This is a genomic window from Vibrio sp. (genome assembly GCF_050299255.1).
Classification (GTDB): Bacteria; Pseudomonadota; Gammaproteobacteria; order Enterobacterales; family Vibrionaceae; genus Vibrio.
Window position 1 is genome coordinate 13,414 of sequence record NZ_JBNKVP010000019.1, and the last position, 13,164, is coordinate 26,577.

Annotated in this window: 13 protein-coding genes; 8 read left to right on the forward strand and 5 right to left on the reverse strand. The window is 50.6% G+C overall.

What is annotated here, in order from left to right:
• Positions 1-110: 110 nt before the first annotated feature.
• Positions 111-1,454 (reverse strand): sodium-dependent transporter, encoded by a 1,344-nt coding sequence (locus tag ACQY6F_RS07645; RefSeq protein WP_428773392.1) that lies wholly within the window; start codon positions 1,452-1,454, stop codon positions 111-113.
• A 351-nt stretch (positions 1,455-1,805) separates the two neighbouring features.
• Between ACQY6F_RS07645 and cls the strand changes: the two genes are divergently transcribed.
• The gene (gene cls / locus ACQY6F_RS07650; protein WP_428773394.1) at positions 1,806-3,260 is read left to right on the forward strand and encodes a cardiolipin synthase; all 1,455 of its coding nucleotides are present in this window, start codon (positions 1,806-1,808) and stop codon (positions 3,258-3,260) included.
• Between the two features lie 111 nt (positions 3,261-3,371).
• Positions 3,372-4,580 (forward strand): cystathionine beta-lyase, encoded by a 1,209-nt coding sequence (locus ACQY6F_RS07655; RefSeq protein ID WP_428773396.1) that lies wholly within the window; start codon positions 3,372-3,374, stop codon positions 4,578-4,580.
• A gap of 51 nt (positions 4,581-4,631) precedes the next feature.
• Here ACQY6F_RS07655 and ACQY6F_RS07660 read toward each other — a convergent pair whose 3' ends face one another.
• The 4 genes from ACQY6F_RS07660 to pspA are packed head-to-tail and all read right to left on the reverse strand — an operon-like array spanning position 4,632 to position 6,536.
• On the reverse strand, positions 4,632-5,201 hold the full coding sequence (locus ACQY6F_RS07660; RefSeq protein ID WP_428773397.1) for a DNA-3-methyladenine glycosylase I: 570 nt from the start codon (positions 5,199-5,201) through the stop codon (positions 4,632-4,634).
• Positions 5,202-5,233: 32 nt separating this feature from the next.
• Positions 5,234-5,623, reverse strand: coding sequence for an envelope stress response membrane protein PspC (gene pspC / locus ACQY6F_RS07665; RefSeq protein WP_428773399.1), 390 nt, complete (start codon positions 5,621-5,623; stop codon positions 5,234-5,236).
• The gene (gene pspB / locus ACQY6F_RS07670; protein ID WP_428773400.1) at positions 5,616-5,849 is read right to left on the reverse strand and encodes an envelope stress response membrane protein PspB; all 234 of its coding nucleotides are present in this window, start codon (positions 5,847-5,849) and stop codon (positions 5,616-5,618) included. Before pspB ends, pspC begins: the two co-directional genes overlap by 8 nt.
• 12 nt (positions 5,850-5,861) lie before the next feature.
• Positions 5,862-6,536 (reverse strand): phage shock protein PspA, encoded by a 675-nt coding sequence (pspA, locus tag ACQY6F_RS07675; protein WP_428773401.1) that lies wholly within the window; start codon positions 6,534-6,536, stop codon positions 5,862-5,864.
• A 206-nt stretch (positions 6,537-6,742) separates the two neighbouring features.
• On the opposite strand from pspA, the gene pspF reads away from it, so the two are divergent.
• The 6 genes from pspF (at position 6,743) to ACQY6F_RS07705 (ending at position 13,060) form a co-directional block, all read left to right on the forward strand.
• Positions 6,743-7,735 carry a phage shock protein operon transcriptional activator gene (pspF, locus tag ACQY6F_RS07680; RefSeq protein WP_428773403.1) on the forward strand — a complete coding sequence of 331 codons (993 nt, stop codon included), beginning with the start codon at positions 6,743-6,745 and terminating at the stop codon, positions 7,733-7,735.
• Positions 7,736-7,826: 91 nt separating this feature from the next.
• A complete protein-coding gene (gene sapA, locus ACQY6F_RS07685; protein WP_428773404.1) occupies positions 7,827-9,446 on the forward strand; it encodes an ABC transporter substrate-binding protein SapA in 1,620 nt (539 codons plus the stop codon).
• Complete coding sequence (locus ACQY6F_RS07690) at positions 9,447-10,409, forward strand: ABC transporter permease (protein ID WP_428773406.1); 963 nt, start codon at positions 9,447-9,449, stop codon at positions 10,407-10,409. It abuts the gene before it with no gap.
• On the forward strand, positions 10,396-11,283 hold the full coding sequence (gene sapC, locus ACQY6F_RS07695; RefSeq protein WP_428773407.1) for a putrescine export ABC transporter permease SapC: 888 nt from the start codon (positions 10,396-10,398) through the stop codon (positions 11,281-11,283). The genes ACQY6F_RS07690 and sapC overlap by 14 nt, the downstream gene beginning before the upstream one ends.
• Complete coding sequence (locus ACQY6F_RS07700; protein WP_428773409.1) at positions 11,283-12,278, forward strand: oligopeptide/dipeptide ABC transporter ATP-binding protein; 996 nt, start codon at positions 11,283-11,285, stop codon at positions 12,276-12,278. The genes sapC and ACQY6F_RS07700 overlap by 1 nt, the downstream gene beginning before the upstream one ends.
• Positions 12,275-13,060 (forward strand): ATP-binding cassette domain-containing protein, encoded by a 786-nt coding sequence (locus ACQY6F_RS07705; RefSeq protein ID WP_428773410.1) that lies wholly within the window; start codon positions 12,275-12,277, stop codon positions 13,058-13,060. Before ACQY6F_RS07700 ends, ACQY6F_RS07705 begins: the two co-directional genes overlap by 4 nt.
• Positions 13,061-13,164 lie beyond the last annotated feature (104 nt).

Genomic DNA, 13,164 nt, shown 5'->3' on the forward strand with positions numbered 1-13,164 from the left:
CACGCTATCGCTATGGCCGCCGCATAATCTGGTGATGATTGCTGAGAAATTGTGCTGCTCCAAACGCACAAAAGCCTCCCAAATGGGAGGCTTTTACATAACGTAGCCAATTACATGATAGAGAAGATGAATACCATCATGATCGCAACCGGACATACCAGGCGCACATACCAAGGCCAGATTTTCCAGAACAGACCCTGTTCGATCTCTGGATTACCTTCTTTCAGCTCGTTGAGCAGATTGTTACGGTTCCAAATCCAGCCCACCAGAATCGCCCATACCACGCCCAATAGCGGCTGCATGTATACGGTTGAGATATTGGCAATCAAGCCAAACAGAGTACCGAAGTTCAGTGAAACCACGACGCTAAGCAGCATAATGGCACCACCGATCAACCAAGTCGCCTTACCGCGGTCCAAGTTCAGTTCGTCCTGCGCACAAGAAACCGGCACTTCCAGCAGTGAAATGGACGATGTCAGCGCTGCAATTACCATCAGAATAAAGAACCCGGTACCGACTAGTACACCAATACCACCCATGGTATCGAACATAGCCGGCAGAACAGCAAAGACCAGGTCACCAGAACTGATTAGCTCACCCGCTTCATTGAAGATCTCAACACCGTGGTCACGCGCAACGTACATGGCAGGCAGGATCAACAGACCCGCAGCAAACGCTACCCCGGTGTCAATTGCCGCAACCTGACCTGCGGTGCGCGGCAGGTTCACGTCTTTGGTCAGGTAAGAACCGTATACCATCATTGAGCCAACACCCAGAGAGAGCGAGAAGAACGCCTGGCCCATAGAATCTACCAACATAGCCGGAGAGACCTGAGAGAAATCAGGCACCAGGTACATTTTCAATCCTTCCATCGCGCCGTCCTGGGTCATGATGTAGATGATCATCACACCAAACAGAACAAACAGCATTGGCATCAGGCGGGTGGACCATTTTTCGATACCGTCTGCTACACCCTTGCGGACCACATGGATGGTCAATAGAGAAAACAGGATCGCCAGTACAACGTTGCGGTTACCGCTAAAATTCACCAGCCAATCAGATGAGGTTTGCAATCCCACCACTTCCAGGGCCGGAGCAAAAGTAAAGCCCACTAACCAGCCTGCCAGGATGGAGTAAAAGCTGAGGATCATAGATGCTGCGATCATTGCCACCAGGCCAAAAAAGCCCGCCAGTTTGCGATTGCGCGACCAAACCGTTTTCAGCGATGAAATCGGGTTGGACTGACCATGACGACCAATGGTTAACTCCGCCACCAGCATTGGGTAAGCGAGCAAAAATACCATTGCCAGGTAGATCACCAGAAACGCTGCACCGCCATTGCTGGCCGCTTTGGTCGGGAATCCCCAAACGTTACCCAGGCCGACGGCAGAACCTGCCGCCGCCATAATAAAGCCAATTCTCGAAGAAAAGTGGCCTCTGTCTTTTGTTGCCATATTATTTTTTACCGCAGTTGTGTTTACGCTTTGACGTCAAAGTTTGCTGTAAACCTACATGTAAAGTTACTTGTACATTTACGAAAAAAGAGGCTGACGTACTGTGTGTGGCAAGTAAATCAGTTTGAGCGTAAAATTGGAACCCCAAAAAGTATATTTTTCCGACAAGTTTCTAATTGACACAGTTAAATGCTGGTTTTTTAGTCACCACCTATTCGGTTATTCTATAGAATTACTTTTTAGTAACACTTTCAGGCTTTGTGTCTGATTTCATATCCTCTATCGATAAGCTTTCCATCCGGTTTGATTTCCATTTACTATGCTAAGTTCAGGGCATTAGTCGGATTTCTCATGGAAAAGTTCTATCATTTCGTTACCTTAGCAGGCATCGGTCTCTACTGGCTGCTCGTTGCCGGTGTCACTATACGCGTGGTGCTTAAACGACGTGCTGTGAGCGTATCGCTGGCCTGGCTGATGGTGATCTATATTCTGCCGATTGTCGGTGTAGCTTGCTATTTCCTGTTCGGAGAACTCAATCTGGGTACCAAGCGCGCTGAACGAGCCAAAGTAATGCTCACTCCGTTTGCCGACTGGTTTGCCCGATTAAACGACTGTCACGCCCACTCTCCTGAATCCATGGGACGCCATATCTATCGAATTGATGAACTGTGTAATAACCGCCTGGGATTACCCGCATTAAGTGGCAATGCGTTGTCCCTGCAGCACTCCCCGCAGGAAACCCTTCACTCGATCATTCAGGATATTGAGCAGGCGCAGCACAGCATCCGGATGGTGTTTTACATCTGGCACCCGGGCGGATTAGCGGATTCGGTTGCTGCCGCGCTGATACAGGCAGCCAAGCGTGGAGTGGCGGTAAAGCTGTTACTCGACTCGGCAGGCAGTCCGCGCTTTTTCCGCAGCCCTTGGTACACCATGATGCAAACGGCCGGGGTTGAAGTCATCCAGGCGCTGGAAGTGAGCCCGTGGCGGATATTCCTGCGCCGGCTGGACCTGCGCCAGCACCGAAAAATAATCGTTATTGATGACCTGGTGGCGTATACCGGCTCAATGAACATGGTCGATCCGGCCTATTTCAAACAAGACTCCGGCGTTGGCCAGTGGATTGACATCATGGTACGGGTGACCGGTCCGACCGTAAACGTCCTATCAGCTATCCATTGCTGGGACTGGGAAGTGGAAACCGGTCAGCGTAGCTTACCCAATATTCCCGAGTGCAGTATCGCAGATACGGAAGGTCAAATGCCGATTCAGGTTGTTCCGTCCGGTCCTGGTATGCCTGATTACCTGATTCATCAGGTGCTGACCTTAGCGATAAACCAGGCTAACCAGTCAGTAACCATTACTACCCCCTACTTTGTGCCCAGTGCCGATTTGCTGGAAACTCTTAAGATGACTGCGCAACGGGGCATTGATGTACAGTTGATCATCCCACATAAGAATGACTCTATGATGGTGCAATGGGCTTGCCGGGCGTTTTATACCGAGTTGCTGGATGCCGGGGTAAAAATCTATGAGTTTGACGGTGGCCTGCTGCACACTAAATCAGTGGTCATTGACCAGCAATTCTGCCTTATCGGAACCGTCAATCTGGATATGCGCAGTTTGTGGCTCAATTTCGAACTGACCCTGGCGATCGATGACGAGGACTTTACCGGTCAGGTTTACCGGTTGCAGCAGGAGTACATCGCCCAATCCATTCCCGTGGTACTGCAGCAGTGGAAAAACCGCCGGATGCACTTTCGCTTTCTGGAACGGCTGTTTTATCTGTTCAATCCGCTGCTATAAATCGTTTGCCGCCAAGGTGCCAATTATTACCTATGTTATTCCGTATTCCCCTTGCGCTCCTGCCGCTGGCGTGTTTTAAATAGGGGAAATATTCAAGACAAGGAAGGACTAATGTCGGAAGGCAAGAAAACCCGCCTGATCAACGCAGGAAGAAATAAAAAGTGGACTCACGGCACGGTGAATCCGCCGGTACAAAGAGCATCAACTGTAGTGTTCAACACCGTTGCAGAGAAACATCATGCGGCCGTAAACCGTACCAACAAGACGCTGTTCTATGGTCGTCGTGGTACCCAAACTCACTTTGCCATGCAAGAAGCTATGGTTGAAATTGAGGGTGGTGTTGGCTGCGCTTTGTACCCATGTGGCACTGCCGCCATTTCCAATGCCATTTTGTCTTTCGTCAAAACCGGTGATCACGTGTTGATGGTCGACACCTGCTACGAGCCAACACGCGACTTTTGTAACATCATTCTGAAAAAAATGGGCATTGAGGTCACTTTTTACCCGCCAACCATTGGCGAAGAGATTCGCGATCTGATCCAGCCCAACACCAGCGTACTGTTTACTGAATCTCCGGGTTCAATCACGATGGAAGTGCAGGATGTCCCTACCCTGGCGCGCATTGCTCATGAACACGATATCGTCGTGATGCTGGATAATACCTGGGGCGCTGGAGTGAACTTTTCGCCATTTGACCACGGTGTGGATATTTCCATCCAAGCCGCGACTAAGTATATCGTTGGCCATTCCGACGTCATGCTGGGCACCGCCGTGGCTAATGAGAAATGTTGGGATCAACTGCGTGAACAGAGCTACCTGATGGGACAGTGCGTTTCGGCCGACGACGTCTACCTTGGACTGCGAGGACTGCGGACTCTTGATGTACGCTTACGTCAGCACGCTGAGAGCAGCCTTAAAGTGGCGCAGTGGTTACAATCTCGTCCTGAAGTCGACCAGGTGCGTCATCCGGCTTTAGAATCCTGTCCAGGTCATGAATTTTTCGAACGCGATTTTACCGGTGGTAACGGGCTGTTTTCATTCGTACTTAAATCCAGTTACCCACGAGCAACCACGGCGCTGCTGGACGGAATGGAGCACTTTAGCATGGGCTATTCCTGGGGCGGCTTCGAAAGCTTAATCCTGGCCAACGAGCCGAAGAGTTTTGACAGCTTACGAACCGTGGCCAATCCGCACTTCAACGGTACATTGATTCGCCTCCACATCGGCCTGGAAGACGTGGAAGATTTGATCGCCGATCTGGAAGCCGGGCTTAAACGCTATAACGCGGTACTGCTGGAAAAGGAAGCGACGCTGAAATAGTCGCTTTTAGCGGTTAAAACAACACCGACCGACACAAAACTAAAGAGCCCGCTATGGGCTCTTGTTTTTATGCGGACAGTGGTCGAGATGGTCATCCACCATGCCGACCGCCTGCATAAAGGCATAACAGATGGTCTCGCCAACAAACTTAAAACCGTTCTTTTTGAGAAACTTACTCATCGCTTTGGAGCGCTCGGTCGAAGCCGGGACCTGATCCATCGACTGCCAATGATTGATTATCGGCTGGTGATCGACAAACTGCCACAATGCCTGAGACAACGAACCGTATTGCTGCTGCAGGGCCAGTGCAGCGCGGGCATTAGAAAACACGGAGGCTATCTTGCCCCTGTGCCTGACCACGTCAAACTGACTGATGATCTGCTCGACCCGCTCCTCTCCCTGGCTTGCCAGAGTTTCCAGATCGTAATCCGCAAACGCCTGCCGGTAGCCTTCCCGTTTCTTTAAAATGGTAATCCAGCTCAGCCCGGCCTGCGCCCCTTCCAAAGTCAGAAACTCAAACAGCACGTTATCGTCTCGTACCGGAATTCCCCATTCACGGTCATGATAGTCACGCTCCAACGGGTGATGCATCGCCCAGGCGCAGCGGCTCTCTGTTGTCATTCTCGCTCCATATCAAAAGTCTGTTTATCGTATCAAAGCCGGTTGAACTCACGGTTCACTTTAAACGCATCTGAGGTGACATAGGCCTCTATCGACTGGATCTGCTGTTCGATTGAAGTAAAGTCTTTTTCCAGCGTATCCAGCAGCGATTGGGGAGACTGTCCCTGTTGCCACGGCTTATTCTTCAGAGAATGCTCCTGCTGGCTTTTCAGCTTCTCGACATAGTTACCTGGCTGCTTCTCAAGCATCAGGGTCAGCGCGACATAAGCCAGAATAACCAGAAAGCTGCCACCCAGCAGTGCGGCTGAAATCACCAGGATGCGAATCAACCACACTTCGACACCGAAATAATTAGCCAACCCGGCACATACGCCTGATATCTTGCCGTTTTCAACGTCCCGATACAGTTCACGACTATTCATAACGTTTTCTCCAGCTTGGCGACTCCTGATCCAGAATACGCTCCAGCGTATCCAGACGGTTCTGCATCGACTCTGCCTTGGAGGTCAATGCCTGCAAGCGTTGATTGTCTTCCTGTGACAGGCCACCTGAGGCGATCCGCTTGCTTCGATAGTGGAGAAAAAGCCAGACCGGAGCCACAAATATCAGGAAAACCATGAGTGGCCCGGCAATCAAAAATGTAGACATAGCGGCTCCTTGTTATTGATTATTCTTATCTTGCACCTGTTGCTTCAACTTAGCCAGTTCCTGCTCAATCTCATCGTCGGCCTGCAGTTCCGCAAATTCCTGATCGAGCGATTTACCGCCGCCGGACTTGGCATACAGGTCAGCTTCAGCTTCCATTTCATCAATCTTACGTGAGTATTGATCGAATTTCGCCATCGCCTCGCTGGTACGAGAGGTGTGCAGATGTTTTTGCACATCCCGACGACTGGATGCCGTTTGGCTGCGGATCGCCAGAGCCTGCTGCTTGGCACGGGTTTCAGTGATCTTGCTTTCCAGCTTAGTAATTTCACCGGTAAGCTTCTCTATGGTCTCTTCCACCAACGTTTGCTCGGTGTGCAAACCTTTCAGTACATTTTGCAGCTTTTGCTTTTCAATCAGTGCTGCTCTGGCCAGATCTTCACGCTGCTTGGTCAGTGCCAGACCGGCTTTCTGTTGCCACTCTTCAATCTGTTGATCAATGGCAGTGACTTTGCGGTCCAGCTCTTTCTGGTCAGCGATGGCTTTGGCCGAATTGGTTCTAACTTCAACTAAGGTGTCTTCCATTTCCTGAATGATCAGGCGAATCATCTTCTCCGGATCTTCAGCTTTATCCAGTAACGCACTGATATTGGAATTTACAATATCGGCAAAGCGAGAAAAAATACCCATAGCAGGACTCCTTATCTTGGATGGTGTCGCAACGATTAGTGTGTCGTCACGACATTTCAGTCTATTCCCATTACTGTATTCCAATTATTGTGCCAGATTTTTAGCTTATGAAAATCATATAGATACAAATAAAGACCACGTTGAACGCCTATGCTATGATGAATTTGACTAACAGTTGGTAAAATTTACCAAGGGAGAGGTTTAATATGCAGCAGCGCATTCTGGGCGAATCGCCAAGCTTCTTGTCAGTGTTGGAGAAAGTTTCTCAGCTGGCACAAATCGAAAGACCTGTGCTGATTATTGGCGAACGTGGTACCGGTAAAGAGCTGATCGCTCAACGGCTGCATTACCTGTCCAAACGGTGGGAGCAGCCGCTGATCTCGCTGAATTGCGCGACGCTGAGCGAAGGCTTAATCGACTCGGAGTTGTTCGGCCACGAATCCGGAGCTTTTACCGGCTCGCGCGGCAGGCACAAGGGCCGTTTTGAGCGGGCCGAAAATGGCACTTTATTTTTGGATGAACTGGCCACCGCTCCCGCCATGGTGCAGGAAAAGCTGCTGAGAGTGATCGAATACGGTCAGTACGAACGAGTCGGCGGCCATCAGTCGCTCAGTGCCAACGTACGGCTAATTTGCGCCACCAACGCCAATCTGCCTGAACTGGCAAATCAGGGAGAATTTCGCGCCGACTTGCTCGACCGGCTGGCATTTGATGTCGTCCACCTCCCCCCGCTGAGACATCGCCAGGAAGATATTTTAGTGTTGGCAGAACATTTCGCGATGAAAATGTGCCGCGAACTCGATATTGGCTATTTTGTCGGTTTTGCCGATTCTGCGCAGCAAGCACTGCTGGAGTATCACTGGCCCGGGAATGTCCGCGAGCTGAAAAACGTGGTGGAAAGAGCGATTTATCAGCATGGTCATCACTCTGCGCCGCTGACCGAGCTGGTTTTTGACCCATTTAGCAGCGATTGGTCAACGAAACATGACGAAGCCACTAGCAGCAACCATACTGACATTAATGAGCTGACATTTCCGATTGATTACAAAACCTGGCAAGCAGAGCAGGACATTCAAATCCTGACCGCGGCGATGAAATCCAGTCAGTTTAATCAGCGCAAGGCGGCTGAAATGTTAGGTCTGAGTTATCACCAATTGCGGGGGATGATCCGTAAGTACAACTTAACCTCAGATTCTTAGTGATTCTGGCTATCTTATCGTGGCAATAGGTGGCGAAAGTAAGGCATAATGTCAGGTTATATTATGCTTTGTTTTGTAAACAAATCTGACTATGAAAGCGTTCATAAATATTACATTGAGTCTGTTAGGGATCGGCTTACTTGCCGGCTGTAGCGAGGAAATCACGCACGAAAAAATTCGCCAGCGCGGTTTCGTCTACTGTGGCCAGGGAGGCCCTGAAACCTTCAACCCCCAGCTGGTCGACAGTGGCATCACATCGGAAGCCCTCAGCCCACAGCTGTTTGATACTCTGCTGACCCTGGACAGTGAAACGTTTCGTCCAGTCCCGAACCTGGCTCGTGAATGGCAAGTGAACGAAGAAGGCACCGAATATATCTTCACGCTGCAGCCGAATGTTCAGTTTCACCACACCGCCTGGTTTACCCCAAGCAGGCCTTTGAACGCCGACGACGTCGTTTTTAGCTTCGCCCGGATTATTGATTCTTCCCATCCGTTCCACTATGTGGGTGGTGGTAGCTATCCGTGGTTCTCTGGTATTAACTTCCACAATTCAATAACGAGTATCGAAGCCCTGTCCGACTTAAAAGTTAAGTTCACGCTGCGCCGTCCCGACAACACTTTCTTATCCAATATTGCCACCAGTTTTGCCGTGATTCATTCAGCCGAGTACGGACATCAGCTGGAGCTCGCCGATGAAAAAGACCGCCTCGACAGTTATCCGGTCGGCACCGGGCCATTTTATCTCCAGGAGTACCAGATCGATGACATGGTGAGACTGCGCAAACATCGCTACTACTGGCGGCAGGTCGCCAAGATGGACCAGGTGGTGTTTGACATTTCCCATCGTGGTACCGGAACTCTGGCAAAACTGCTGCGCAATGAGTGCGATGTGCTCAATTCGCCGCTTTCCAGCCAACTGCCAATTATCGAGCAGCAGGATTTTCTTAAACTGACCGCCAGACCGGCTATGAACGTGTCGTTTATTGCGGTCAACACCTCACATCCTGCACTGAACGATGTTCGGGTACGCAAAGCCCTTAACTACTCGATAAACAGACAAAATATACTGGACTCGGTTTACTATGGTACCGGCAGCCAGGCGTACTCAGTGCTGCCACCGACGTCTTGGGCCTATCAGAAAGACACTGTCACCGTGCGATATGACCGTAACTATGCGTTGGCGCTATTGCGGGAAGCCGGTTACTCATCCGGGCTGGAATTGACCATGTCCGTCCCTCTGGAGCCGAGAGCCTATAATCCCAGCCCACGTAAAACGGCCGAGTTGATCCAGTCTAACCTGGCGGATATCGGTATTAAGCTGCATCTGGTCACCGAAGACCGATTCGACCGCAGCGATTTTGCCAACCGCAGTAATATCGATCTGTTTTTAACCGGCTGGATTGCCGATACCGCGGATCCGGATAATTTCCTCCGTCCGCTGCTCTCTTGTGAGTCAGAACGGGCCGGGATCAACGTATCCATGTGGTGTAACAGCGACTTCGATTTTCTGCTCGATCTGGCACTGGAGGTGGATAGACCGAGATACCGGCTGAATCTCTACCGTCAGGCACAGAACATGCTCAATGAGCAGTTCCCCGTAATTCCGTTATCCCACGGAATGCAGTTTCAGGCCCATGACCGCTCGCTGATAGGCTTCAAGAGCAGTCCATTTAACGTGCAACCATTTAACCAGGTCGAGAGGGTGAAATAGATGTTTTTATATGCTGTACGTCGTTTCAACCTGTTTATTATCACTCTGTTAATTCTGACGATGGTGGGATTCAGCATTCTGCGCCTGGATCCGAGTTCTCCCTGGTCAATTATGGATTACTGGTCAGGCTGGAGCACCTATCTGGGCGAAGTAAGCCAGTTCAATTTTGGCGTTAACCGATACGGAACCCCTATTATCAACGAACTCCGGATGGTGTTTCCTGCAACACTGGAGCTCTGCTTTATCGCTTTTATCTTCTCTTTGCTGATCGGCATTCCGGTCGGAACTTTGGCTGGAATGAAAAGCGGTAAGTGGATCGACATGGTGATTTCCTTTACCGCGATGTGCGGCTATTCTGCACCGCTGTTTTGGGTCGCACTGCTGATGATCATGACCTTTTCACTGCACTTTGAGTGGTTTCCGGTATCGGGCCGATATGACCTGCTGTACGAAATTGATCATGTGACCGGCTTTGCCCTGATCGATGCTTTTTTCTCAGAAGGCAAGTACCGGGTTCACGCGCTGCAAAGTGTTCTGGAGCATATGATATTGCCCAGCATCGTATTGGCTCTGGCACCTACCACCCAGGTTATCCGCCTGATGCGTGCATCGGTTGCCGAAGTGATTGGCCAGAACTATATCCGGGCGGCGCGGATCAAAGGCTTATCGACCCACGAAATCGTTACCCAGCACGTGCTGCGCAACGCGATCCCACCGATCATACCTAAAGTGGGGATCCAGCTCTCCAGTATGCTTACACTGGCGATCATTACCGAATCGATTTTCAACTGGCCGGGTATCGGCCGCTGGTTACTGGATGCGCTCGCCAACCAGGATTACGTTTCTATTCAGGCAGGGGTATTAGTTGTGGCCAGTCTGGTACTGACCGCCAATATTCTCTCGGATCTGATCGGCGCTATGGTCAATCCACTGGTAAGGAAAGAGTGGTATGCTAACAAATAACGTCTATCAGGAAGAACGAATCCCGACCCAGTTTGAGCGCTTCTGGCGCAGTTACCGCTCTAACGGGATGGCGATGTTTGGTTTGTGGAGCTTGCTGGTGATCGTGATCATCACCTTGCTGTCACCCTGGCTGACACCGTTTGATCCGCAAGCTCAGGTCGGCGATTTACTCAAACCGCCTTCGTGGAACCCTAACGGTAGTGTCGAATTTTTCCTCGGAACCGACGACCTTGGACGCGATATCTTATCCAGATTGATCGCCGGTTCGCAGCTGACTTTTGGTGCAGCTTTGCTGGTGACCGCGATCGCGACCGTGATTGGTTGTGTGATAGGCATTCTGGCGGGCATGACCAAGGGCTTACTGTCCAGTACTCTTAACCACCTGCTCGATACGGTAATGTCCATCCCCTCTTTGCTGTTGGCACTGATCTTTGTCGCAGTGCTGGGCATTGGTGAGTTCAACGTTCTGCTGGCAATCGGCCTGGCACTGGTACCGCGATTTATTCGTTCAGTCTATATCGCCATTCACAGCGAGATCGAAAAAGAGTACATCATGGCGGCCAGGCTGGATGGGGCCAACAATTTCTACCTGCTGTGGCACTCGATTATCCCGAATGTACTGGTTGTGATTGCCAACGAGTTGACCCTGGCGTTATCGGTGGCGATCCTGGATATCACCGCACTAGGCTTTCTTGGCTTGGGCGCACAGGCGCCGAGTCCTGAATGGGGCGCAATTCTGGGCGATTCTGTCGAGCTTATCTACCTGGCACCTTGGACGGTCACCTTGCCAGGACTGGCAATCATGTTTACTGTGATAGTAATAAACCTGGTGGGCGAAGGTGTACGCCAGGCATTAAATGCAGGAATCGAATAATGCCGTTGTTAGATATTCGACACTTAACTATTGAAATAGAAACCCCACAGGGCCACGTCAAAGCCGTCGACCGTATGAGCCTGACCATGAATGAAGGCGAAATACGTGGCCTAGTGGGCGAGTCCGGTTCAGGCAAAAGCCTGGTCGCCAAAGCCATCGTTGGGGTCTGCAAGGAAAATTGGAAAGTTACCGCCGACCGTATGCGACTGGGCGATATCGACCTGCTGCAACTGACCGCAAGGGAGCGGAGACGCGTCATTGCTCGTGATATTGCGATGATTTTCCAGGAACCTTCCACCTGCCTTGACCCGTCTGAAGAAGTGGGTAAGCAGCTGATTGAATCTATCCCGTCCCGTACTTTTAACGGCAAATGGTGGCAAAGGTTTAAATGGCGTAAAAACCAGGCCGTTGGCCTGCTGCATAAAGTGGGCATTAAAGATCACCGGCGGGTGATGGGCAGCTATCCATACGAACTGACCGATGGTGAATGCCAGAAAATCATGATTGCGATGGCGATCGCGACCCAGCCCAAACTGCTGATCGCCGATGAGCCAACCAATGACCTGGATGCCATTACCCAGTCACAGATCCTGCGTCTGTTGAGTCGTATGAATCAAGTTGCCAACACCAGTATTCTGCTGATTGGCCATGACTTAACCACCATTACCCAATGGGCAAACCGCATCACCGTAATGTACTGCGGCCAGTCGGTCGAATCAGCGGAAACGCAAAAAATACTCACCGCGCCCAAACACCCTTATACCGCCGCCCTGCTTAAGGCGATGCCGGATTTTAGCGAATGGATCCCGCACAAAGAGAAACTGCAGTCGCTACCAGGCAGTATTCCACCGTTGCAGCATCTGCCAATCGGCTGCCGGCTGGGCCCCCGCTGCCCTTATGCTCAGCGCCAATGCGTTGTTATGCCCTATACGCGTAGAGTCAAAACCCACAAATTTGCTTGTCATTACCCGCTGAACATGGAGAAAAAACAATGAACACCTTGTTAGAGGTAAATGGCCTGGCAAAAGATTTTGTTACTCGCTCGGGTTTTTTCCATAAGAAGGTCCAGCACGCGGTCAAACCGGTCAGTTTCACCCTGGATCCTGGCCAAACCATCGGTTTTATCGGCCAGAATGGCTCGGGGAAGTCGACCTTAGCCAGAATGTTAGCCGGTGTGGTAGAGCCCAGTTCCGGCGAAATACGTGTAAACGGTGAACTTCTGGAGCACAAAGACTATGCAACCCGGTGTAAACTGATCCGAATGATATTTCAGGATCCTAACACCTCGCTTAATCCCAGGATTCAAGTCGGCCAAATTCTGGAAGGCCCCCTGATCCGAAATACTAACATGTCTCAGGAAGCCAGAATCAGCCGGGTAAAAGATACCTTACTGCGTGTTGGCTTACTGCCAGAGCACGCCTATTTCTATCCACAGATGCTGGCCACTGGTCAAAAACAGCGTGTTTGTCTGGCTCGGGCACTGATTCTTCAGCCCTCGATTATTGTTGCCGATGAAGCGCTGAATGGTCTGGATATGGCAATGCGCTCTCAAATCATCAACCTGTTTCTAGAACTACAGGAAGAGATGGGCGTATCGTTTATCTATGTGTCTCAACACCTCGGCATCATCAAGCACATTACCGATAAATTGATGGTGATGCACGAAGGTGATGTGGTGGAGTTTGGCGATACTCTGGAAGTGTTAGCCAATCCGCAGCATCCCATTACCCAGCGTCTGGTGGAAAGTCACTTCAATAAAGCGCCCTTCTTTCGCTAGCGCTGATAGCAGCCGGTTTAAGCTAGTCGCTGAAAGACCGTATTGACAGGCGCGACCAACATCGAGGATAAAAAAAAGCTCATACCTGAGTATGAGCTTTTTCG